19 protein-coding genes and 1 tRNA gene are annotated in these 22,580 nt (G+C 39.3%); 11 read left to right on the top strand and 9 right to left on the bottom strand.

Translation table 11 applies throughout. From position 1 onward, the window contains the following. Position 1: 1 nt before the first annotated feature. Positions 2-77 (top strand) — tRNA-Asn (locus tag KTH84_RS07730). Between the two features lie 56 nt (positions 78-133). Beyond that, positions 134-577, top strand: a complete 444-nt coding sequence (locus tag KTH84_RS07725; RefSeq protein WP_042898000.1) for a DUF2726 domain-containing protein — start codon at positions 134-136, stop codon at positions 575-577. A 10-nt stretch (positions 578-587) separates the two neighbouring features. On the opposite strand, the gene KTH84_RS07720 is transcribed toward KTH84_RS07725, so the two are convergent. The 5 genes from KTH84_RS07720 to glnA all read right to left on the bottom strand — a co-directional run bounded on the left by KTH84_RS07720 (position 588) and on the right by glnA (position 5,240). Continuing rightward, positions 588-788: a hypothetical protein gene (locus KTH84_RS07720; RefSeq protein WP_262472777.1), complete on the bottom strand. Its 201-nt coding sequence runs from the start codon at positions 786-788 to the stop codon at positions 588-590. A 104-nt stretch (positions 789-892) separates the two neighbouring features. Further along, on the bottom strand, positions 893-2,200 hold the full coding sequence (locus KTH84_RS07715; RefSeq protein WP_133972444.1) for an alpha/beta hydrolase family protein: 1,308 nt from the start codon (positions 2,198-2,200) through the stop codon (positions 893-895). Between the two features lie 114 nt (positions 2,201-2,314). Further along, positions 2,315-3,193: a 4-hydroxybenzoate octaprenyltransferase gene (gene ubiA / locus KTH84_RS07710; protein ID WP_262472776.1), complete on the bottom strand. Its 879-nt coding sequence runs from the start codon at positions 3,191-3,193 to the stop codon at positions 2,315-2,317. After that, on the bottom strand, positions 3,190-3,699 hold the full coding sequence (locus KTH84_RS07705; protein ID WP_133972440.1) for a chorismate--pyruvate lyase family protein: 510 nt from the start codon (positions 3,697-3,699) through the stop codon (positions 3,190-3,192). The genes ubiA and KTH84_RS07705 overlap by 4 nt, the downstream gene beginning before the upstream one ends. Positions 3,700-3,824: 125 nt before the next feature. Then, positions 3,825-5,240, bottom strand: a complete 1,416-nt coding sequence (gene glnA / locus KTH84_RS07700) for a type I glutamate--ammonia ligase (protein WP_003650573.1) — start codon at positions 5,238-5,240, stop codon at positions 3,825-3,827. Between the two features lie 729 nt (positions 5,241-5,969). On the opposite strand from glnA, the gene KTH84_RS07695 reads away from it, so the two are divergent. The 7 genes from KTH84_RS07695 to KTH84_RS07665 all read left to right on the top strand — a co-directional run bounded on the left by KTH84_RS07695 (position 5,970) and on the right by KTH84_RS07665 (position 13,572). Then, positions 5,970-7,529: a peptide MFS transporter gene (locus KTH84_RS07695; protein ID WP_262472775.1), complete on the top strand. Its 1,560-nt coding sequence runs from the start codon at positions 5,970-5,972 to the stop codon at positions 7,527-7,529. Beyond that, entirely contained in the window at positions 7,526-9,328 is a 1,803-nt protein-coding gene (locus KTH84_RS07690; RefSeq protein WP_262472774.1) for an aminopeptidase P family protein, read from the top strand. Before KTH84_RS07695 ends, KTH84_RS07690 begins: the two co-directional genes overlap by 4 nt. A gap of 373 nt (positions 9,329-9,701) precedes the next feature. Further along, positions 9,702-10,163, top strand: a complete 462-nt coding sequence (locus KTH84_RS07685; protein ID WP_262472773.1) for a GNAT family N-acetyltransferase — start codon at positions 9,702-9,704, stop codon at positions 10,161-10,163. Between the two features lie 244 nt (positions 10,164-10,407). Next, positions 10,408-10,992: an anthranilate synthase component II gene (locus KTH84_RS07680; RefSeq protein WP_262472772.1), complete on the top strand. Its 585-nt coding sequence runs from the start codon at positions 10,408-10,410 to the stop codon at positions 10,990-10,992. 9 nt (positions 10,993-11,001) lie between these two features. Then, positions 11,002-12,051, top strand: a complete 1,050-nt coding sequence (gene trpD / locus KTH84_RS07675) for an anthranilate phosphoribosyltransferase (protein WP_262472771.1) — start codon at positions 11,002-11,004, stop codon at positions 12,049-12,051. A gap of 9 nt (positions 12,052-12,060) precedes the next feature. Continuing rightward, positions 12,061-12,867 (top strand): indole-3-glycerol phosphate synthase TrpC, encoded by an 807-nt coding sequence (trpC, locus tag KTH84_RS07670; RefSeq protein ID WP_262472770.1) that lies wholly within the window; start codon positions 12,061-12,063, stop codon positions 12,865-12,867. A gap of 9 nt (positions 12,868-12,876) precedes the next feature. Then, positions 12,877-13,572: a Smr/MutS family protein gene (locus KTH84_RS07665; RefSeq protein WP_262472769.1), complete on the top strand. Its 696-nt coding sequence runs from the start codon at positions 12,877-12,879 to the stop codon at positions 13,570-13,572. 10 nt (positions 13,573-13,582) lie between these two features. On the opposite strand, the gene xdhC is transcribed toward KTH84_RS07665, so the two are convergent. The 3 genes from xdhC to xdhA are packed head-to-tail and all read right to left on the bottom strand — an operon-like array spanning position 13,583 to position 18,449. Further along, the gene (gene xdhC, locus KTH84_RS07660) at positions 13,583-14,566 is read right to left on the bottom strand and encodes a xanthine dehydrogenase accessory protein XdhC (protein WP_262472768.1); all 984 of its coding nucleotides are present in this window, start codon (positions 14,564-14,566) and stop codon (positions 13,583-13,585) included. Positions 14,567-14,572: 6 nt separating this feature from the next. Next, on the bottom strand, positions 14,573-16,948 hold the full coding sequence (gene xdhB / locus KTH84_RS07655) for a xanthine dehydrogenase molybdopterin binding subunit (RefSeq protein ID WP_262472767.1): 2,376 nt from the start codon (positions 16,946-16,948) through the stop codon (positions 14,573-14,575). A gap of 1 nt (position 16,949) precedes the next feature. Next, entirely contained in the window at positions 16,950-18,449 is a 1,500-nt protein-coding gene (gene xdhA / locus KTH84_RS07650) for a xanthine dehydrogenase small subunit (protein ID WP_262472766.1), read from the bottom strand. Between the two features lie 261 nt (positions 18,450-18,710). Between xdhA and folE the strand changes: the two genes are divergently transcribed. Both folE and blaADC read left to right on the top strand, forming a co-directional pair. Then, on the top strand, positions 18,711-19,259 hold the full coding sequence (gene folE, locus KTH84_RS07645; RefSeq protein WP_262472765.1) for a GTP cyclohydrolase I FolE: 549 nt from the start codon (positions 18,711-18,713) through the stop codon (positions 19,257-19,259). A 151-nt stretch (positions 19,260-19,410) separates the two neighbouring features. Then, on the top strand, positions 19,411-20,562 hold the full coding sequence (blaADC, locus tag KTH84_RS07640; protein WP_262472764.1) for an ADC family extended-spectrum class C beta-lactamase: 1,152 nt from the start codon (positions 19,411-19,413) through the stop codon (positions 20,560-20,562). A gap of 70 nt (positions 20,563-20,632) precedes the next feature. On the opposite strand, the gene KTH84_RS07635 is transcribed toward blaADC, so the two are convergent. Continuing rightward, on the bottom strand, positions 20,633-22,525 hold the full coding sequence (locus KTH84_RS07635; RefSeq protein WP_262472763.1) for a DUF4105 domain-containing protein: 1,893 nt from the start codon (positions 22,523-22,525) through the stop codon (positions 20,633-20,635). Between the last annotated feature and the right edge of the window lie 55 nt (positions 22,526-22,580).

Genomic DNA, 22,580 nt, shown 5'->3' with positions numbered 1-22,580 from the left:
TTCTCCAATAGCTCAGTCGGTAGAGCGACGGACTGTTAATCCGCAGGTCCCTGGTTCGAGCCCAGGTTGGAGAGCCAAGATTCTTAAAAACCCACTCATCATGAGTGGGTTTTTATTTATATGATGCCTTCACATGTTCGAATCGAGTCACTTATTTTTTATTGTTTTAGGTTGCGTAAGCACCTGCATTTTTCTTGTTATTTGTTTACGTCCGTATTTATTTCCAAAACAAAAATTCTTTGCTCGTCCTGTTATTACCAACTTTGAAACTCAAATGTTTATCCGTTTAAAACAAAGTTTTCCAAGTTATCATGTTTTAGCACAAGTGGCTTTTAGCGCTTTAATTACCAGTAAGGACTATAAAATTCGTAGTCAGTTCAACCGAAAAGTTACTGACTTTGTTGTGCTTAATGACAAGATGGAAGTGATCGCCATAATTGAACTAGATGACCCTTCTCACCTTGAAAAAGCGGAAGAAGATCGTATTCGTGATCAAATGCTCACAGAAGCAGGTTACCTTGTAAAACGCTACACAAGTATTCCAACTGTACGTCAGCTACAGAAGGATATTCATTAGAAAGCTAGTGTTATTTCTTTTCAGGATTTGTTGCTTCTTTCTCAGCTATTCTTTTTGCCATTTCTAGACGTTGCTGTTCATATTGTTTTTTAGTTTTAGCATCACTTTTTGCAGCCAAGAAAAGTATTCCAATAATAAAAAAAGGAATGAGTAAACCCAATCCCATTAATAACCAAGGAACAGATTTTTTTTCAACAGGTTGCTGGCTCATAAGTACTTCAACCTCAAACGACATCAGTTTTAAGATGTGTAACAATATAACAAAAAAGAGTCCTACTTAGGACTCTTTTAATTTGAATGTTTTAAATACAAAAATTATTGTGCCACTCCAGTACATTCGAAATTCTTACTTGCATCTATTACTGATGGATCAAGCACAATATTTGTTTTAGCAGGCATCTTAGATTGAACAAATTGATAAATCTCAGCATTTCTACATACAATCGCTTGAGTATGAGCAGCGCCTACAACAGGCACAAATGTCACATCAGTTCCCTTGTCTTTAAGCCTATTTTGCAATCCTTCAGTGATAGGATATGGTACAGCCATATCAGCAGTACCCTGAACAATCATGACTGGGGAATTAATTTTTTTAGTGGCTGGCTGATTGTCTACCAAGAATTTTTTCACCGTTGGATTTTCTTGGAAATTACCGGCTAAACCAGGATAATCTAGAACTGTTTTACCAGCATTAGTCGCAAGAAAATCACGAATATCGTCTGCAAATTTATTATGTAAATCAGGTAAACATACGCCATTCTCACCAGTTGTGCCTTCTGCGAACTCAGCTATACTTTGAGAGCGTTGTTGGAAAATTTCACGATAATTAAATTTAGGCTCATAAGCAGTAATACCTACGGTAGTGTATGCAGCATATGCGAGTAGCTCAGCATACACTTCTACAGCCGTACCAACTGGTACAGTACCAGCCTGTTCTTTCTGAAGAATATCTTTAATTGCTTGCGGAGCAACTATAGAAATAATATCGCCAAGGCTGGAAGCTGGAGCAGTTGCAACCGCTCCTTTATAGTTACTGTCATTATTAGCAAATTCAGCTGTTCCTAATGAAGCATGACCACCTTGAGACTGCCCAATTGACATCCATGAACTATTCAACTGACTACCGTAATGATCCTTCGCAGCTTTAACTGCTGCAATTGCAGATTTAGCCTCACTTCCCAAATTAAGGTATGGATGCATCCCTCGAGTACCTAAACCTTCATAATCTGGAGCAATCACGACATAACCAGCTGCCAATAATGTATCGGCTAAAATTTTGAAACGTGGATTAATCGTATTGTTGCTTGGGGCACAACTATCCCCTACACCTACAGTGCCGTGTTCCCATACAACTACACGATAACCATCTTTAGGTTGAGCAATTTTAGGGAACATTACTATTGCGGTTGCTTCTGCTGTTTTCCCTTGTACATTGACCATGTTATAGGTCATGACTTTTATAGATGAAGCACCCTCTAAACTATCCTTAGAATAGGCTTTTTCAGAAACATAAGTTTTATCAGGGTTCACACCAGTATAGTCATCATCATCGTCATTACATGCTGCAAGAAATAATGCTGAAACCGATAATGTTATAGCTAAAGCAATTTTTGACCGTTTCATAAAATATCCTTTTTATGTTATGTGTTATTTATTCCGCACATTTTTATGCACAAATATTAAGACATAAAAAAAGTGCTCTGCATAGAACACTTTTCAACCTTACGGTCATTTTTACTATATGAAATTTAAAACTATTCCCAGAAAAATGATTAATCCAACCCAGCGATTGTGACGGAATGCCCAAAAACACACTTGAGGGTTGCGGTCTTTGGTTTTTATTATTTGATATATAAAATCGAACGCAACAACAATCAAAGCAATGATTGCCCATGGAAATAAGATATTTTCTAAATACAGTGCCGAACCAATCAAAACAAGACTGGTTGCTTGTAAAAGCGCAATAATCTGGATGTCATATCGACCAAAAAGAATAGCTGTAGATTTCACACCAATCTTTAAATCATATTCACGGTCAGTAATGGCATATTGAGTGTCATAAGCGACTGTCCAAGCTAGATTACCAAAATAAAGAAGCCAACATGTTATATCTAACGGCTTACCCATCGCAGTAAAGGACATTGGAATTCCCCAAGAAAATGCCATACCTAAAACCACTTGTGGTAAATGGGTATATCTTTTCATGAAAGGATATATAAATGCTAAAACTAATCCAGCTAGTGCACAATAGAATGTCGCTATAGGTAAAAAGAACAAAGTACAAGCGCTAGCAAATACTAGAGCTAAAAATACATATATTGCTTCTCTCGGACGAATTACCCCAGTTGCTAATGGACGTGTTTTAGTGCGTTCAACATGTGCATCTACTTTTCGATCAGCAAAGTCATTAATGGCACAACCAGCAGCACGCATAAAAATTGTACCTAAGACCATTGCCAAAAGAATATGCAATGGCGGCATTCCTTCTGCCGCAACCCAAAGTGCCCACATGGTTGGCCAAAAGACCAGTTCTGTTCCAACCGGCTTATCAAATCGACATAGATAATAGTATGCTTCTAAACGCTGACGCCATGTGGTATCTGTTGCAGTCGTCATAGTAGTTCCTTGTCGTTCTGCTGATTTAAAAAAGCTTCAAAAGCCGGTAAGAATGTTTCTTGAACAATAAATTTACACCCATGCCAAGTATAGCAACTTTGTCGCGTCCACCCTTCTGGCAAACGAATGACACGGCGGTCACAAAGTGGTGTCGTTCTTTGAAATAGGAAACGTCCAATCGGCTTAGAACCAATGTGCTGAAATATGCGGGCTTTTTTTTGTAGGCTTAGAATAGGAAAAATACTTTTTGCTTTCACCCATGGCTCTACCTCACTGCCATATAAATAAGTCTCGCGCACCCATGAGGTGTGAGTATGAGGTATATTCATCCATTGGCTATCTGCAAAAGTTAAACGCTGAAAGTGTTCTTTAAAAGGTTTTACACTGAACTGGCCATCACCAAGATCAGTCAATTGTTGAGTCAGAGAACCGGACGCATACAACCATGTTTTCAACTCAGGATTTAAAGTCTTTTCCTGTTTAAGTACTGGTTGCCGTTTACGCATAATCTGCTCACATGAAAACTCGCACTTAGTTTACCCCAATTTTTTGATAAAAAACGTAGAGAATTCAATCAACATTCTGAGCAATAAAAAAGCCTGCATAAGCAGGCTTTTTTACAAAATACGTATTACAAGCTGTAGTACATATCAAATTCAACTGGGTGAGTAGTCGTGTTAAGACGACGTACATCTTCAGTTTTAAGTTCGATGTATGCATCAAGCATTTCTTTAGTGAACACGCCGCCTTTTAACAAGAATTCGTGATCTGCTTGAAGTGCTTCAAGAGCCATATCTAAGCTATGAGCAACTGTTGGGATTTTTGCTTCTTCTTCAGGAGGAAGATCATACAAGTTCTTATCAGCAGCTTCGCCCGGATGGATCTTGTTTTGAATACCGTCGATACCAGCCATTAACAATGCAGCGAAACCTAAGTACGGGTTCATCATTGGGTCTGGGAAACGAGCTTCGATACGCTTACCTTTAGGGCTAGAAACGTATGGAATACGGATAGACGCAGAGCGGTTACGCGCTGAGTAAGCAAGCATGATTGGTGCTTCGAAGTGAGGAACCAAACGCTTGTATGAGTTTGTAGATGGGTTTGTGATTGCATTCAATGCACGAGCATGCTTGATAACACCACCGATAAAGTACAATGCCATTTCAGAAAGGCCTGCATATTCATCACCAGCAAACAAGTTCTTGCCATCTTTAGAGATAGACATATGAACGTGCATACCAGAACCGTTATCACCTACCATTGGTTTAGGCATAAAGGTTGCAGTTTTTGCATATTGGTGCGCAACGTTCCAAACAGCATATTTGAACTGTTGAACTTCGTCAGCTTTGCGTACAAGTGTATTGAAGCTCACACCAATTTCTAATTGGCAAGAAGCAACTTCGTGGTGATGCACTTCTACACGACCTGGGCCCATGATGTCTTCGATTTTCGCACACATTTCTGCACGCATATCTTGTGAAGAATCAACCGGAGGAACTGGGAAGTAACCGCCTTTAACACGTGGACGGTGACCAGAGTTACCTGACTCGTAATCTTTACCAGTAGACCAAGCAGCTTCTTCAGCGATTAATGTATGACGAGCGCCAGACATATCGATGTCCCACTTCACTTCGTCAAATACAAAAAATTCTGGTTCTGGACCAAAGAATGCAGTATCACCGATACCTGTAGATTTTAAGTATTCTTCTGCACGGCGAGCAATCGAACGTGGGTCACGCTCGTAACCTTGACCAGTTGAAGGTTCAATAACGTCACAAGTCACAACAACAGTTGGTTCAGCAAAGAACGGGTCAACAAAACCAGTTTCTGCATCTGGACGTAAAATCATGTCAGATGCTTCAATACCTTTCCAACCAGCGATTGAAGAACCATCAAACATTTTACCGTCTTCAAAAGTATCTTCATCAATAGAATCAGCTGGGTAAGTCACGTGCTGTTCTTTACCCTTAGTATCAGTAAAGCGAAAATCGACCCATTTTGCGCCACTTTCTTGTATGAGTTGAAGGACCTTGTTCGCCATGCTCATTTTGCTCCAATGAAATTTTGTTGCACTTGTTAAGTGCGTGTTAATTGCTGGTATTTATAAAGCAAATCTCATACCAACTTTATAAGACTTACCTAAAACATTGAATTGCTTATAACTATCCATGATTTAGGTCCCTTGTCCTGAACCCATTATACTGTTTGCATAGTTAAATGCACCATATTCAGACATTTTCAAATTATGGCATACAAGAACAGCGCGCAATCGCCCTAATTTAGTGCAAAATTGTTGCGCTAATATGACCCATCGCATCAATATCTAGCAATAATTCATGATCATAATACTTTCTTATATAGAAAGCTGGCATTCTTATTACAAAGAATGAAAATAATAAATGATGACTTATGAAATTTTAACCTTTAGCTGAGAACACCAATCTCCTCTGCCTTTGCAAAAAAGGTTTAAATATAAATATCGCCTTAAATAATAGTTCTCAAAAGCTTAAAAAGCCATCTATTGCGTCATATCCCCCTATTAAAATATGGAAGTTTTATAAAATTATTTTTCTTTCTCTTACGAAGCTCTCTACCGCAAGGCAAATTTTGATCAGCTTTGGTGCACCCAGAGACTGAAGGGAATTTTTTACCATTTGTTATATACCTTTTTTATACATGACAAACTTGCTTTTCAATTTAAAAAAATCTAAAAAATAAAACATAACTTTTTTTTATAATTAAACAAACTAAAAGTTTGGTTTATTTAACTACAAATATGTTCAAAGGATTTGAAATGAAGCATGAACTCAAACAATGCGACACAGCTTTTTTCGGCCATCCAAAACCCTTAAAAACTTTATTTTTTACAGAACTATGGGAACGGTTTTCTTACTATGGAATTCGTCCCTTATTGGTTCTTTACATGGTTGCGATGGTCAATGACGGTGGTTTAGGTCTTGACCGCCCTACCGCAGCAGCAATTGTTGGGTTATTTGCTGGCTCTATGTATTTAATGACCGTTTTAGGCGGTTGGATTGCCGACAACTGGTTAGGTCAGGCACGATCTGTCTGGTATGGCTCCCTCATTATTGCATTAGGTCATTTATCGATTGCACTTACTCCTATCTTTGATCAATTCTTTTTTTATTTCGGTTTAGTTCTTATTGTTATTGGTTCGGGGTTATTTAAAACCTGTATTTCAGTAATTGTCGGAACGTTATATAAAGCCCAAGATAATAGACGTGATGCCGGTTTCTCCATTTTTTATATGGGGATTAATATGGGGTCGTTTATTGCCCCGCTTATTACAGGTATATTGGCTCGCGATCATGGCTGGCATCTGGGTTTTGGGATTGGCGGTCTTGGAATGTTGGTTGCCTTACTCATTTTCCGTGCATTAGCAATTCCACAACTACAGTCTTTCAATCAATTGCGCCAACAAAATGACAACTGGAATAAGCCCGTTGTAGAAAATAAAAATGCCCCAAAAATTGCTTTCTCATTTTTATTCAGTGTTGCAGTCGTTATTGCTCTTACTTTCTTTGGCGTTATTCATATCAATCCAGTCGCAGTAGCCACTTATTTAACAGTTGGAATATGCATTGGAATTATCGCTTATTTTATCTATTTATTATTTTTCCTTGGCTTAGAACAACATGAAAAATTTAAAATTATTATTTGCTTTGTTTTATTAGCGACCTCTGCGCTATTTTGGTCTGCCTTTGAGCAAAAACCAACATCTTTTAACCTATTTGCTCAAGATTATACGGACCGTATTGTTTTCGGATTTGAAATTCCGGCAGTATGGTTCCAATCCATCAATGCACTTTTTATTATTATTTTTGCCCCAATTGCAGCATGGTTATGGGCGAAGCTAGGTAAATCGAATAAAGACCCAAGTTATATCAGTAAATTTATTATTGCACTTTTACTAGCAGCGGGCGGCTTTCTACTTATGTCTTTTGCCAGTCGTTTCGCCATTGCTGGTGGCTTAGTTTCACCATTTTGGTTAGTAGGTACTTTATTTCTACTTACCATCGGAGAACTTTGCTTAAGCCCCATTGGTTTATCTACCATGACTAAACTTGCACCCGATGTCATACGCGGTCAAATTATGGGTTTATGGTTTACGGGTTCAGCTTTAGGTAATCTTATCGCTGGTCTTATTGGCGGGCACGTATCGGCAGATGATATTAATCATTTACCTACCCTCTTTATGCGATGTGTTTTGGCACTAGTAGTTGGCGCAATCGTGTTATTTTTATTAAAGAAACCTATTTATAGATTAATGAATAAAAGTACCAGTAAAGTTCAACCTGACTTGGAAACTATATGACCAATTTAACTGTTCCAGAAAAACTTGAGAAACTTCGTGAACTCATGAGCAATCAGCAGGTTGATGCTTTAGTTGTGATGAGCGCCGATCCACACATGTCAGAATATTTACCGGATTACTGGAAAGCAAGACAATGGCTTAGTGGCTTTAACGGTTCTGTGGGCACGCTCGTAGTCACTCAAAACTTTGCAGGTCTATGGGCAGATGGTCGCTATTGGGTACAAGCCGAGCAACAACTTGTTGGAACTGGCTTTAATCTTCAAAAGCTGACCAGTGATGAGTCTTCAACGCATCTCGCTTGGATTGAAAAAAATCTACAACCAGAATCAGTCATTGCAGTAAATGGACATACCTTATCGATTCAGCAATTTAAGGCGCTTGAACATACTGCAAGACTTAATAATTATAAACTCAAGAACCAGCAAGATTTAATCGGAGAGATTTGGATAAACCGTCCAGAACTTCCATCAAAAAACATTCATTTAATGCCTGAAGGGTTAAATGCGCTATCTCGTAAAGAAAAAATTCAGGCTATTCGTGAAACTTTACATAGCAAGAATATTTCGGGGCATTTCATTTCATCTTTAGATGATATTGCATGGATATTAAATGCACGTGGGCAAGATGTAGAATATAACCCTGTGTTCCTTTCACATTTATATGTCAGTGCAAAACAAACTATTCTTTTTATTGATGCTGAAAAAGTTGATGTAAGCATTCAGCAAGCTTTAGCAGCCGATGGTATTGAAATTCGTAACTATGAAGATACAGCTAAGTTTATATCAAATATTTCTGATCCATCTGTGCTTTTAGATCCGGCCAAAGTATCGATTTTTCATGAACAAGCCATCGCAAAAGATATTCAAGTTGTATACGACATCAACCCAAGTACACTTTTTAAATCGCGTAAGCATGAAAGCGAAATTGCTCATATCCGTCATGCAATGGTTAAAGATGGGGTCGCGCTTTGCCACTTTTTCCATTGGTTGGAAAAAGCACTTCATCATGGTGAACGCATTTCAGAACTGACAATAGATGAGAAGATTACTGCCTACCGCGCTCAGCAAGACGGATTTATAGGACCAAGTTTTTCAACGATTGCTGGCTTTAATGCCAACGGTGCTCTACCCCACTACCGCGCAACTGAAGAGCAATACTCATTTATTGAAGGCGATGGTTTATTACTAATTGACTCAGGTGGACAATATGTTGATGGTACAACGGATATTACTCGTGTAGTTCCAGTGGGCGTGCCAACATCTCAACAAAAACGTGACTATACCTTGGTTTTAAAATGTCATATTACTTTGGCAAAAACCATTTATCCAGAAGGTTTAGCTGCACCGCTACTCGATTCAATTTGTCGACATAACTTATGGCAACATGGTTTAGATTATCGCCATGGAACAGGACACGGCGTAGGCTTTGCTCTTAATGTTCATGAAGGACCTCAAGTTCTCTCTTATTACGCACCTATACATGCCCACAGCAAATTACGTGTGGGAATGATTCTTTCCAATGAACCAGGTCTTTATCATGAAGGACAATATGGTATTCGCATTGAGAATCTGGTTGCAAACCGTCTTCACTCTGGGTTTGAAAAAACCTATGGTGAATTTATAGCGTTTGAAACACTCACGCTTTGCCCAATCCATTTAGATTGTATCGTTGTTGATATGCTTAACAATGAAGAAAAAGACTGGCTAAATCATTACCATCAAACTGTTCAAGAAAGACTAGCTGAACACTTGTCTGGCGAGGTTTTAGACTGGCTGATTTACAATACTCGTGCGATTTAATCTCCTCTTTTAACTCAGGCAGAATAATTTTTATTTCTAATGAAAATCTTATTCTGCCTGAGTTGTAGTTATCTCTATTTTCAAACAGATTAATGTGTATTAAAGCTGATTGGTTTCAGCAAATTTCTAGGGAATAAATAACACCCCATTTTCTTTCTAATTAAATTAAAAATTGAATTTATCAAACTAGTAAAGTGAATCGAACTTTTTCATCGATATTTCATCAACCATTATTCTTCGAGAATTTTTTAATTTTTATGAGTGATTACGAAATATAATGGTAACTAAATAGGAGGAGCTTTGAAGAAAACCTTGTACGCACTATGCTATTTTTAACCGTATTCAATGTTTCTTTGAATTAAAGGGTTTCCCTATGCAGGTATCTAATTTCGTAGCCACACGTGATGATCATTATACTGTTTCTACAGATCCCTCTAAACTCAACATAGAAGTTATTCATTCATTTTTATATCACTCAAAATGGGCAAAAGGGATTGATTTAGAAACAATGCAAACTGCTATACAAAACAGTTTATGCTTTGGGTTATATGATCCGAACAACCGACAAATTGGCCTTGCTCGTATCATTACAGATTATGCAACCTTTGCTTATGTAAAAGATGTTTTTGTAATCGATGAGTTTCAAAAAATGGGGTTAGGGCGATGGCTGATGGAATGTTGCTTAGAACACTTAGAATCTCTTAAACTTCGCAGAATTATGTTACTTACCAGTACAGCCTCAGGTCTTTATAAAAAAATAGGGTTTACCCCACTTAATCAAGAAAATTTTGTGTGGCAACTTTTGCCCCTTGATACAAAGACAATTTCAAATTAAATTATCGCTTTACTCCCCTCTTTTTTAGTTTAAGAAATACATCAACTTATAATTATTGATATGCTTTTGCTAGCAATAAGGCATGAAGTTATTACAAGCCAAGGAAATTCTGGTACATTAGCCGCTTAGATAGCGGCTTTTTATTTTTTAACCAAGAAGTTCTTTCTAAAAGTGAGTATTAATGTGAGTAACTACTCTAGTCACTTATTAAATATATATTAATTATTATGAGGTTAAGTTCATCATGCTTCTAATGATCGACAATTACGACTCTTTTACCTACAACATCGTCCAGTACTTTGGCGAGTTGGATCAGGAAGTAAAAGTTGTTCGCAATGATCAAGTCACATTAGAGGATATTGAACGATGGCAACCTAAATATCTGGTTATTGGTCCTGGCCCTTGCTCTCCGAGCGAAGCGGGTATTTCAATTCCTGCAATTAACCACTTTGCCGGAAAAATTCCTTTGCTTGGCGTGTGTTTAGGGCACCAAAGTATTGGGCAAGCTTTTGGCGGAAACATTGTAAGAGCCAAAACGGTGATGCACGGACGTTTATCTGATATGTACCATAGCGATAAAGGTATTTTCAGTAATCTCCCTAGCCCATTCTTAGCAACTCGTTATCACTCTTTGGTTATTGATCAGCAAACGCTGCCTGATTGCCTTGAAGTAACGTGCTGGACCAATGAAGCAGATGGCTCAATGGAAGAAATTATGGGTGTTAAACATAAGACATTGCCTGTTGAAGGTGTGCAGTTCCATCCAGAATCAATCTTGAGCCAACATGGTCATCAAATCTTTAAAAACTTTTTAGATATTTATGCATAAGTGATATTTATGAACATTCAACAAGCACTTAACCATATTACAAAAAATATTCACCTGACTCAGCCGCAAATGGAAGACATTATGCGCAGCATCATGCAAGGTGAGGCAACCGAAGCACAAATTGGTGCTTTGATGATGGGCCTTCGCATGAAAGGTGAAAGTATTGACGAAATTACTGCTGCCGCACGTGTCATGCGTGAATTCGCTATTAAAATTGATGTCAGTGATATCAAATATTTAGTTGATATTGTCGGTACTGGTGGTGATGGACAAAACTTATTTAACGTCTCTACTGCTTCAAGCTTTGTGATTGCAGCAGCGGGTGCAACCATTGCAAAACATGGTAACCGAGGTGTTTCAAGTAAATCTGGTTCATCTGACCTACTTGAACAAGCAGGTATTAACCTTGATTTAGATATGCAACAAACTGAGCGCTGCATTCGTGAGATGGGTGTAGGATTTTTATTTGCTCCAAATCATCACAAAGCAATGAAGTATGCTGTCGGCCCACGTCGTGAACTTGGTGTTCGCAGCATTTTCAACTTACTCGGCCCGCTTACGAATCCGGCTGGTGTAAAACGTTTTGTTATTGGTGTATTTTCCGATGAGCTTTGTGGCCCTATTGCCGAGGTTATGAAGCAACTTGGTGCTGAGCATGTCATGGTAGTTCATTCAAGAGATGGACTTGATGAAATCAGCCTTGCTGCCCCTACTGCTGTTGCTGAGCTTAAAGACGGCGAAATTACTGAATGGACACTTAATCCAGAAGATGTTGGCATTGAATCACAAACCTTAAATGGTTTAGTGGTTACAGATGCAGCGGCAAGTTTAAAACTGATTAAAGATGCATTAGGTAAAAATAAATCTGACATTGGTGAAAAAGCAGCAAATATGATTGCGCTTAATGCGGGTGCAGGTATTTATGTTGCTGGTATTACCAAAACCTATGCTCAAGCTGTTTCATTCGCTCAGGATATTATCTATGGCGGACAAGCTTTAGAGAAAATGAGTGTTTTGGCGGAATTTACCAAAACATTAAAACAATGTCAGGCAGATTAAGGACTTCTCATGATTAATATTCAAAATACCATTTTAGGTAAAATTGTTGACCGTAAACATGAGGAACTTGCTGCGCGTTTAAAACAACGTAATTTGCAAGATGTTGAAGAACTTGCTAAAGCTGCGACTCCTGTACGAGGATTTGCAAAAGCTTTACAGCACAAACGCCCTGCCGTGATTGCTGAAATTAAAAAAGCATCTCCATCAAAGGGTATTATTCGTGCAGATTTTAATCCTGCTGAAATTGCCGAGCAGTACGAACAAGCTGGAGCAGCATGTTTATCTGTTTTGACTGATGTTGATTTTTTTCAGGGTGCGGATGAAAATATTGCCATTGCTCGAAGCCACTGCGCTTTACCTGCTTTACGTAAAGACTTTCTGATTGATCCATATAATGTAGTTGAAGCACGTGCATTACATGCTGACTGTATTTTATTGATTGTTGCATCTTTGTCAGATCAACAACTTGAAGAAATGTCTAAAACTGCTTTTGAACATCAACTTGATGTATTGGTTGAAGTTCATGATGAAGAAGAGCTGGAACGTGCTTTAAAGTTATCTGAGCAATGTGTATTAGGCGTGAATAACCGTAATTTAAAAACCTTTGATGTAGATTTAAAGACATCTATTCGTTTGAAAAAATTGCTTCCATCTTCACGTTTACTTGTGACTGAAAGTGGTATTGCCACTCCAGATGATGTTCGTATGATGCAAGAACACGATATTCACACGTTCTTGGTTGGCGAAAGTTTTATGAAACAGCCAAGACCAGATCAAGCCTTTACCGCCCTTTTTGGACAACCTCAAACGGTTTAATGAAGATATATGAGTAATAAAGATTCAACGCTTTCTAAAGAGCAACAAAAGTTATTGAAGCAATTTAAAAAGCAAATCTCCAATCCTCATTCAAGCAAAATCGCAAATCAGCCTGAGACTAAAAAATCTCAGGCTGTTTCTGAAGAATTGGAAGATACAAATCTGTTTCAACAAGCTGTTGCAGGTGTTAAGCCCATCAACAATAGTAATGTTGCTGATGTCAGACCACCTCGTGTCAAAAAAGTTGATGCTCAAACATTAGCTAAACGTGCAGCTGCCGAAGGTGCCCGTGACACTGAGCATGCCGAGTTATCAGACACTCAAGCCGCTCTAAACCCTGTCGCGAGTCAAGCAACGCTAAGCTATCGCATTGCCACACTTCAGCATAAAGTTTTCGAAGACTTAAAAGCTGGAAAAATGCGCTGGTTTGAAGCAGTAGATTTACACGGCTGTACGATTGAACAAGCACGTGACGCGGTTTTACAAGTTATCCAGATGGCAAAAGATGAAAATCAAAATGTCATCAAGATCGTACACGGCAAAGGTCCTGAAGCGGTCTTGAAAACCTATGTCAACGGGTGGCTGCGCCAACATCGTGATGTTTTAGCTTTTGTGAGTGCACCTGAAAATCAAGGCGGTACAGGTGCCGTTCTCGTACTGCTTAAACGCGCAGAAAAAAATCCAAAGTTCGAACAAAAGAAATGATCCCCAAAGATCATTTCTTCACATCAAACACCTGCAATAATTGAGCAACCACTGCAACAGCGATCGTTGCAGGTTGTTTCGATGAAATCCCTTCTATGCCTATAGGGCAAACCAAACGTTGTAATGCTTCGGGTGTATAACCACGCGTCAGCATACGCTTTTCAAAAATAGCCCTTTTACTTTTTGAACCAATCATCCCAACATAAGCAAATGGTTTTGGCGTAGGTTTCAAAGCTGTAAAACACAGTTGCAGATCTAGTTGATGATCATGGGTTAAAATTAAAATTGCACCTGAATGATCAAAGTGTTCAATCTCAGCTTCTGGTGTATCTGTCGTTAAACATTGCACCTGTTGCAGTAAATCGGATGGAAAAATATCATCACGTGGATCAATCCATTTCACCCGAACACCAATAGGCAATAAACAACGGACAATTGCTTCACCCACATGCCCCGCGCCACAAATCAGCACTTGCATGGCATAGGGTTGAATCTGCTGGCCAAATTGCCATTCTTCACTACTGATAGGCTGAAACTCGAAATTTGGTTGTTGTTCCCTATCCATAGTCTGCCAAATGGATGCATGTTGATGTGAGACTGTACGCCATATATGCTTTCCAGCTCGCCATGCTTGCAAATTCGCAGATAAATCCGATGTGATCGCAGCGGGTGATATTTTTTCAAACAATAACCACATTACTCCGCCACAACACTGTCCCAACCGAGCACTGAGGTTAAAGCGTTCAATACGCCTCACACAAGCTTCCGTTTCTCTTAACATTGCTTTCGCAATATCAATAGCCTGAAACTCCAGATGCCCGCCCCCGATCGTATCCGACTGCTGCCATTGTCGTTGCAAATTAAGCCGCAATAACATTGTTGCACCAACTTCTCGTGGTGTTGACCCATCAGCGCGTACCACTGTGACCAATACCATAGGCACAGCATCAACTTGCCACGCCACAAAATCAGTCCACCATTGTAAATGTTGCATAATCTTCTACATTTTAGCTTGTGGGCGGTCAGCCAAAGCTTGTCCCCGTCCAATAGCAATTGCACGTAAAATTTCTTCGGCAGTTGCCGGAGCATTAAGTACGAGCGGTGCATTTTCTGGAATAGCCCCCTGTACCGCCTGCCGGATTGCAGAAAAAACTGACAATGCCAACATAAATGGAGGTTCACCTACCGCTTTGGAGCGATAAATAGTATCTGCATGATTTTGGTTATTAAACAGTTTAACGTTAAAAATATGAGGAATATCAAAACTGGTCGGGATTTTGTAAGTTGAAGGTGCATGCGTAAACAAGCGTCCTACATGTGGGCCTTGTGGCTGCCAATACAACTCTTCTGTGGTGAGCCACCCCATTCCTTGAACAAAGCCACCTTCAATTTGCCCAATATCAATTGCAGGGTTAATCGACCGACCAACGTCATGCAAAATGTCAGCACGTAATACTTTCATTTCCCCAGTTAAGGTATCTATTGCGACTTCACTGACTGCTGCACCATAGGCATAATAGAAAAATGGACGCCCTAAATGGTTGACCTGATCGTAATGAATTTCTGGTGTTTTATAAAAACCACTGTCCCATAGTTGCACCCGCGCCATATATGCCCGTTGAACCAAGTCAGGAAATGTCCATGAGTGACCATTCACTGTTGAAACCATACTATCTTCAAACTGGACTTGCTCAGCATCACTTTGACTTATTTCTGCTGCAAGTTTTGCCAGACGCTCACGAATTTTAATACAGGCATTTTGCACAGCTTTACCGTTCAGATCCGCTCCACTCGATGCTGCGGTTGCCGAAGTATTTGGCACACGAGAAGTATCGGTTGCAATTAAGCGAACACTATCGATTGGTAAACCCAACTCATGCGCAGCAACCTGCCGTACTTTGGTATATAGCCCCTGTCCCATTTCTGTACCGCCATGCGTAATAGAGACAGTACCATCCATATACACATAGACCAATGCACCAGCTTGATTGTAATGCACGGCGTTAAACGAAATACCGAACATTAATGGTGTTAAAGCAATACCACGCTTAATGATGTCATTATTCTGATTAAAGGTATGAATGATCTGTTTACGTTTCGCGTAATCACTACTTTGCAACAATTCGGCCACCAGTCGAGGGGCAACATTATCACGGACTTCTGCCCCATAATGCATACGATCACGTCCGGCACCGGGCTGCTCGGCAAAGAAATTACGCTGCCGAATTTCAACCGGATCACAACCTAAATAACGAGCAATGTCATCAATAATATTTTCAATGACAAACACACCTTGCGGTCCACCAAAGCCACGATATGCAGTATTGGAAACTGTATTGGTTTTACAGCGTAAGTTACGCAACTGAACCGCATTTAAGTAATAGGCATTGCCAATATGACAAATAGCGCGTTCATTCACAGGCCCAGAAAGATCAGCCGAAAAACCGCAGTTTGAAGCCAATTGCACCTTTAAGCCTTGCAAAATACCAGTGTCATCAAAAGCCACAGACCACTCATAACCAAAACCGTGACGTTTGCCTGTAGCGCTCATGTCATCATCACGGTCTAAGCGTAATTTACATGGACGGCCTGTTTTTTGTGCTGCCAAAGATGCAATGCATGCCCATTGTGCCGACTGAGATTCTTTACCGCCAAAACCACCACCCATACGGCGGCTTTCCACACTTACCTGATGCATATTCATGCCTAATGCATGACAAATCAGCAGCTGCATTTCTGTGGGATGTTGTGTCGAGCAATAGACTTTTAGGCCCTGATTTTCTTGTGGAATAGCATAGGAAATCTGTCCCTCTAGGTAAAAATGCTCTTGCCCACCTAGCTCAATAGCACCAGAAAGTTGATGTGCAGCATTTTGAAATGCCTGTTCAACTTCACCATGGCTAAATTCAACAGGCGGTAACACCCACGATTCTTTTTCAATCGCATCTTGAATCGTTAAAATCGGAGTCTCGGGCACATACTCAATTTTTGCCAAGCGAACTGCCTGACGGGCTTGCTGGTAACTCTCGGCAACAACCACAAACAAGGCTTGTCCGTAAAATTCGACCTGCTCCTCAGCAAAAATCGGGTCATCTTTAACAATGGGTCCCCAGTTATTTTCAACCTCAATATCTTTTGCTGAAAAAACTGCATGGACACCATAAGCCTGACGTACTGCATCCAAATCAAATTTACTGATTTTACCTTTGGCACAACTCGAAAATCCGACCGCTAGGTGCATGGTATTTTCAAGTTCGGGTAAATCATCGATATAGGTTGCCTGCCCAGTCACATGTAAATGTGCACTTTCGTGTGGAATAGAGTCACCTGCTTTAGCGGATTTTTTAGAAACACGTAAGTCAATGGTTTGATTCATGTTAGATCTCCACCATAGCAATCAAGTCATTTACACGAGTGATCGTTTGAGAAAGAATTTTTTCTACATAAAAACGCTGTAAACAGTTTTTCGCGACTTGTAAACGATATGCCGAACTAGCTCGTCCATCATCTAGAGGCTGATAGTCTTGCGACAACACGTGCTGTGCCTGAACCATCAATTCAGCTGTGAGTTGCTGACCTTCCAATATGGCTTCTGCATATTTTGCACGTTTGGGAATAGCAGCCATGCCACCAAAAGCAATTCGCACATTGTGAGCAACATAATGAGTATCTAACTCGCATGAAATAGCCGCACATACCGCAGAAATATCTTGCTCGAAACGTTTGGCAATTTTATAGCTGGCAAATTTAAAGCGCGTCTGCCCTTCACGAAGTGGAATAACAAGCGCCTCAACAAACTCACCAAGGTGTAATGCTGTTTTTTGATAATCTAGATAAAAATCTTCCAAGGCGATTTCACGAGTCTGTTCACCTACACGCAAAATCAATCGTGTACCTAGCGTAATTAATGCCGGCATTGAGTCACCAATAGGCGAGCCATTTGCAATATTTCCACCTAGAGTTCCCGCGTTTTTAATAGGCATGGAAGCAAAACGGCGCTGTAATTCTTGAAAGTCAGGATAAAAATCTGAAATTTTTATGAGTGCATCACTTAAACTGACATTTGCCCCAATCGTTAAAGCGTGGTTGGTAACTACAATCTTTTTCAGTTGTTCAACCTGACCGATATAAAGCATATCGCCTAAATCACGGCCCTGCTTGGTTACCCACAAACCGACATCTGTGCTACCAGCGACAATACGTGCTTGCGGTAACTGCAAACGTAATGCGGCAAAATCCTGCAAAGTCTTTGGTGCAAAAAATTGCTGACCATGATCATTCAAATGCAATGCAGGTAATGCTTTGATCTCTTTTAATACATCAAGTACCTTTTGACGTTCTAATACAACACGTGGATAGTCATAAGCTTTTTGTGCTGCATCTAAAATAGGTCGATAGCCTGTACAGCGACATAAATTTCCAGAAAGATAATCGCTGATTTGATCTTTGCTCGGAGAATTTTGTTCATTTTCATACATTGACCATAACGACATGATAAAACCGGGTGTACAAAAACCGCATTGTGAACCATGCAAATCGACCATCGCCTGTTGTACCGGATGAAGCGTTCCATCCTGTGTAGGCAATAATGTATGCAGATCTTCTACTGTAAATAGGGCTTTACCATCTAAAGTCGGTAAAAACTGAATACACGCATTCACACTTCGCAATTGCAAGCTGTCATTGACCAACTCACCAATCACGACTGTACATGCACCACAATCGCCCTCAGCACAGCCCTCTTTTGTACCGGTCTGCCTAGTCTTACCAGTTTTGGTATATTCTCGCAGAAATTGTAAAACCGTCATGGTAGGTAATACATTTTCCACTTGCTGCTGACCACCACGGAAAAAAAAGGTGATTGGACGTTCTGACATGTTTTATCCTTATGCTCTATAACACTGCATCTGTGCAAATATGATGCCACTAGGCGATCATTTAGAACTTACCAACATTAAATGCATATTTCATGTTCAAACTCTTGACTATTAACGATAAAAAACATGAAATTTATTCATCTTTTATTAAACGCGCGCAAAACCAAAATAAATATAGTGCGTCGAGTTATGAACATCTGGTTATGTTTCTGATACAATGCCGAGCTTGTCTAATAGAGTAAATTTATACGTCTTATGTCAATGCAGCAATCGTACGCAAATATTCTGACTGCCGTCGGTGAAGATCTTGATCGTCCCGGCCTTAAAGATACGCCTGTGCGTGCGGCTAAAGCTTTTTCATATTTAACTTCTGGCTATAGTAAAACTTTAGAAGAAGTCACCAATAATGCTGTTTTCCCATCAGATAACCATGAAATGGTATTGGTGAAGAATATTGAATTCTATTCGCTTTGCGAACATCATCTCCTCCCATTCTATGGCCGAGTTCATATTGCCTATCTACCAGAAGGTAAAGTGCTTGGCTTATCGAAATTTGCACGTATTACTGAAATGTTTGCACGTCGTTTGCAAATTCAGGAAAACCTGACTCAGCAAATTGCAGAAGCTGTGGCTGAAGTCACGGGCGCTCGCGGTGTCGCTGTAGTCATCGATTCAGCACATATGTGCATGATGATGCGTGGTGTAGGTAAACAAGAGTCAACCACTCGTACAGTTTCATTTATCGGAGACTTTAAAACCGATAAAGAATCACGACGTGAGTTCTTGAGTGCAGTACCAGAAAGTTACTAAATTCTCTTTAGTGACAAATTTAAAAGCCCAACTGAGTTGGGTTTTTTTATATCTAAATACAGCGTTTACTCTATAAAACATAACAGTTAAATTATGTGATTTTTGTTATAAAAGTACGCATCTTTAATTTTAAATGATGTATGAGTGAATAATGCGATTTATAAAAATTTCCTGCTTACTTTTACCGTCTCTTTTTATTTTTAATACCTCAATTTATGCGGGCAATACACCAAAAGAGCAAGAAATTAAAAAACTGGTTGATCAAAACTTTAAACCTTTATTAGAAAAATATGATGTGCCCGGTATGGCTGTGGGCGTTATTCAAAATAATAAAAAGTATGAAATCTATTATGGTTTAAGATCCGTTCAAGATAAAAAAGTTGTAAATGGTAGTACTATTTTTGAGCTAGGTTCAGTCAGTAAATTATTTACTGCGACGGCAGGTGGCTATGCAAAAACAAAAGGAAAAATCTCTTTTGAAGACACCCCAGGAAAATACTGGAAAGAACTAAAAAATACACCTATTGATCAGGTCAATTTACTTCAACTTGCTACATATACGAGTGGCAACCTTGGCTTACAATTCCCAGATGAAGTACAAACAGACCAGCAAGTTTTAACTTTTTTCAAAGAATGGAAACCTAAAAATCAAATCGGTGAATATCGGCAATATTCAAACCCAAGTATTGGCTTATTTGGAAAAATTGTAGGCTTATCGATGAATCAGCCTTTTAGTCAGGTTTTAGAAAAGACAATTTTTCCGTCTCTTCACTTAAAAAATAGCTATGTAAATGTGCCTAAAATTCAGATGCAAAACTATGCATTTGGCTATAACAAAGAAAATCAGCCGATTCGAGTTACCCCAGGCCCACTCGATGCCCCTGCCTACGGGGTTAAATCTACATTACCAGACATGCTTAGCTTTATTGATGCCAATCTAAATCCACAAAAATATCCAGCAGATATTCGACAGGCTATTAGTGAGACACATAAAGGTTTTTATCAAGTCGGCACCATGTATCAAGCATTAGGTTGGGAAGAATTCTCCTATCCAGCCCCTTTACAAACTTTATTAGACAGTAATTCTGAACAAATCGTGATGAAACCTAATAAAGTTACTGCCATTTCCAAAGAACCTTCAGTTAAGATCTACCATAAAACGGGTTCAACTAACGGATTTGGAACTTATGTTGTGTTTATTCCTAAAGAAAATATTGGTTTAGTCATGTTAACCAATAAACGCATTCCAAATGAAGAACGCATTAAAGCGGCTTATGCAGTATTGAATGCGATAAAGAAATAATCGTCTTTGCTAAAAACAAAAAAGAGAATTGAATAACATCATTTCTCTTTTTTCTTATACTTAATACTATTTAAAAAAACCAAATATATCCTAGACTTGATTTCATCCAGTCTTGATGATTTTGTTGTTCATAATCCCAGTTTAATCGAACGGCATTATTGCGATTAATCACATATTGCCACTGGGTGTTTACTCTCAAATTCCATTGATTTTGGTCTTCCCAATAGGGCAACTCAATCTGCACGACAGAGTTAAAACGGTCGAACCACTGATTCATACAACCTAAGGTCGGGCCCATTCCCACACGCCAACCTTTATCCAGATTTGAACCTGTTTGCACGTAGCTTTGTAATTGCCCATAGCAAATATGCTTTCGTTCATAATCAGCAAAACTGTAGCCCACCTGAGCATTAAAATTCGCTACGCCGTGTTGTTTTTCTTCACTAAAATTTCCATCATGAATCGCTTCCTGACGCCAACCCAAATTAAATCCCCAACTCAGAGGTGTTTTAAAAGGTTGAATCGGGTTATAGGAATTTACTTCTAACAGATCAAGACGTTCTAGCTTTAAACGATCATCTCGCCACTGCGCATTACCATTTAAAAACAGTAATTGAGTCCCTGCACGGTATCCCCCTTGAGGATCTATTAAGTCGTGATAGGCTTGTCGATGACCAAGTTCGATAAACTTATCACCTTGTACTTCACCTACTTTCACTGAAATATTACGTGCATTATGGCCTTGAGTTGGCTCTTTTTCTGGTCGTTTAGGTTCTTGACGCTGTTTGTCCAAATCAATCTTGCTTCTTAGCGCTAAAAGTTGACGCAACTGCGGCTGAGCAACACTTTCCTCTATTTGCCGACTCGTAAATTGAAGATATAAATCATCGTAAGCCATCTCTAGAATTTTAGCCTGATCTTGCTCACTAAATGATTTCAAAACCTCAGAAGACTGCTGAACGGGCATTGTCGTAATTTCATGTGCAACCTTCGCTAAAGAAGCACCATGCTGATGAGCTTGAGCCAATAGCTGGGTTTCTAAAGCAGGTCGATATACAGGCGCTTTGGTGAGCCCTTGCTGCTGCATCGATCTAATGCTTTCCATCGGGATGGAAGCATGAGTGAATTTCTCTTGTAGATTAGACTTAGGTTTTACTAAATCGACCAAGCCTAATAATCGATAGGCACAGTTATCACTGACAAAATAATAAGGAAAGCTCACATGCTGCATTTCCCAAATATGAGCGACTAAAAACCGCGTTTCCTCAGGGCTTAAATTTAGCTCATATTCCCATAGGTCACGGCTTTCAAAATCACCGTACTCTTTTACCTTACGATAATAAGGCATAAGTGAATATTCACCCGGATATTGCCCCGTTAGGCCTTTCCATGCATATGACCAGTTATCATTCCCTGCCACAGTTGCTGCATAATTTACAGCATAAGAAACTAGATTTAATTGTTGCTGATCTTTTGGGTCTAAACGTAATAACGTATGGCCAAACATTGAGCTAGGATTGCCCATAAAATCTGTAGCGTAAATTAATGTCGCTTTATGAGGCTTAATCTGTCCAATCCAGTTCTCAAACTCTGAACATTTTACTTGAGGCAATTCATTTTCTTGAATACCTACTTTTTGTATGAGCCACTGACTGCGTGCCGGAAACTTACAGCGAATCGACTGATTATCTTGAGCAGGCATAAATAATGCCGAGATGTCAGCTTTCAATTCTTCTTTTAAATTATTTTTCCCATTTTCTGAAATGAAATAACCAGAATAAGTGACGTCACTTTTATGGTTTTTATTAGCATACATGAGCCGTTGCCATGTAATGTCTTGATCTAGATTTTGTTGTTCTGCAATGGACCAATATTTTTGAATAGATGGATTTATATCTGCTGAATACGCAATATTCACTGCCAAAGAGGCAAAAACTAAAACAACTGACTTCATTAAGCTCATCAATTTTTATCATTAAATATAAGAAAAACCCTGCCATACGACAGGGTTTTCAATT

The sequence above is a fragment of the Acinetobacter sp. WU_MDCI_Abxb74 genome, assembly GCF_025513915.1.
Classification (GTDB): Bacteria; Pseudomonadota; Gammaproteobacteria; order Pseudomonadales; family Moraxellaceae; genus Acinetobacter; species Acinetobacter calcoaceticus_C.
This window is presented reverse-complemented; position numbering and strand designations above follow the sequence as displayed.

What these genes read in the sequence shown, in the direction of transcription:
- KTH84_RS07725 (WP_042898000.1), top strand. Translation starts at nt 134, where the DNA reads ATGTTCGAATCGAGTCACTTATTTTTTATTGTTTTAGGTTGCGTAAGC.
- ubiA (WP_262472776.1), bottom strand. Translation starts at nt 3,193, where the DNA reads ATGACGACTGCAACAGATACCACATGGCGTCAGCGTTTAGAAGCATAC.
- trpC (WP_262472770.1), top strand. Translation starts at nt 12,061, where the DNA reads ATGATTAATATTCAAAATACCATTTTAGGTAAAATTGTTGACCGTAAA.
- KTH84_RS07680 (WP_262472772.1), top strand. Translation starts at nt 10,408, where the DNA reads ATGCTTCTAATGATCGACAATTACGACTCTTTTACCTACAACATCGTC.
- folE (WP_262472765.1), top strand. Translation starts at nt 18,711, where the DNA reads ATGCAGCAATCGTACGCAAATATTCTGACTGCCGTCGGTGAAGATCTT.
- xdhC (WP_262472768.1), bottom strand. Translation starts at nt 14,566, where the DNA reads ATGCAACATTTACAATGGTGGACTGATTTTGTGGCGTGGCAAGTTGAT.
- KTH84_RS07635 (WP_262472763.1), bottom strand. Translation starts at nt 22,525, where the DNA reads ATGAGCTTAATGAAGTCAGTTGTTTTAGTTTTTGCCTCTTTGGCAGTG.
- KTH84_RS07665 (WP_262472769.1), top strand. Translation starts at nt 12,877, where the DNA reads ATGAGTAATAAAGATTCAACGCTTTCTAAAGAGCAACAAAAGTTATTG.
- xdhB (WP_262472767.1), bottom strand. Translation starts at nt 16,948, where the DNA reads ATGAATCAAACCATTGACTTACGTGTTTCTAAAAAATCCGCTAAAGCA.
- glnA (WP_003650573.1), bottom strand. Translation starts at nt 5,240, where the DNA reads ATGAGCATGGCGAACAAGGTCCTTCAACTCATACAAGAAAGTGGCGCA.
- trpD (WP_262472771.1), top strand. Translation starts at nt 11,002, where the DNA reads ATGAACATTCAACAAGCACTTAACCATATTACAAAAAATATTCACCTG.
- KTH84_RS07690 (WP_262472774.1), top strand. Translation starts at nt 7,526, where the DNA reads ATGACCAATTTAACTGTTCCAGAAAAACTTGAGAAACTTCGTGAACTC.
- KTH84_RS07695 (WP_262472775.1), top strand. Translation starts at nt 5,970, where the DNA reads ATGTTCAAAGGATTTGAAATGAAGCATGAACTCAAACAATGCGACACA.
- KTH84_RS07705 (WP_133972440.1), bottom strand. Translation starts at nt 3,699, where the DNA reads ATGCGTAAACGGCAACCAGTACTTAAACAGGAAAAGACTTTAAATCCT.
- KTH84_RS07720 (WP_262472777.1), bottom strand. Translation starts at nt 788, where the DNA reads ATGAGCCAGCAACCTGTTGAAAAAAAATCTGTTCCTTGGTTATTAATG.
- KTH84_RS07715 (WP_133972444.1), bottom strand. Translation starts at nt 2,200, where the DNA reads ATGAAACGGTCAAAAATTGCTTTAGCTATAACATTATCGGTTTCAGCA.
- blaADC (WP_262472764.1), top strand. Translation starts at nt 19,411, where the DNA reads ATGCGATTTATAAAAATTTCCTGCTTACTTTTACCGTCTCTTTTTATT.
- xdhA (WP_262472766.1), bottom strand. Translation starts at nt 18,449, where the DNA reads ATGTCAGAACGTCCAATCACCTTTTTTTTCCGTGGTGGTCAGCAGCAA.
- KTH84_RS07685 (WP_262472773.1), top strand. Translation starts at nt 9,702, where the DNA reads ATGCAGGTATCTAATTTCGTAGCCACACGTGATGATCATTATACTGTT.